Below are 475 nucleotides of genomic sequence, written 5' to 3'. Positions count from 1 at the left end.
CAACCGCCAAGCTTGCTCGTTCCTGGACCGCTACAAATCGTTGAAATCGCTGAGACGGCTTTCGACGTGCAGCGTGCAAACAGCCAAGCTACCCGGGAATTTGCCCCGCTGATTGGCGCACGGGCGTAAGTGATTGCCCGACAGATCGGGTCGTGTCCCGGGTGGTGGTGTAAGCTCGCCGGTAGCGGGAGAGCCCGCCTGCGCGCCCTACACAGCGCTGCAGCAGGCGGGATCTCTCGCGGGGTGGTCATCGGCGGTTGCCGGGTAGGGTCGGGTTGCGAGCACCAACCCCGAACCCGAGAGACCCCCGATGACCGACGAGATGATGAGCCTTCGCGGCGTGATGGAGAAGAGCGCCGACGCCGATCTGCTGCGCGAGATGATCGGCTTTGCGGCCGAACGGCTGATGGAGTTGGAGGTGGGGGGCCTGACTGGCGTGGCTCACGGCGAGAAGAGCGCCGAGCGGCTGGTCCAG

1 pseudogene is annotated in these 475 nt (G+C 65.5%); it reads left to right on the top strand.

Annotated features, from left to right (window positions below):
- Window positions 1-310 precede the first annotated feature (310 nt).
- Window positions 311-475 (top strand): annotated as a pseudogene (locus KZZ06_RS20095) (IS256 family transposase); the annotation flags it as partial.

Source organism: Sulfitobacter sp. CW3 (assembly GCF_019392245.1).
Taxonomy (GTDB): Bacteria; Pseudomonadota; Alphaproteobacteria; order Rhodobacterales; family Rhodobacteraceae; genus Sulfitobacter.
This window is presented reverse-complemented; position numbering and strand designations above follow the sequence as displayed.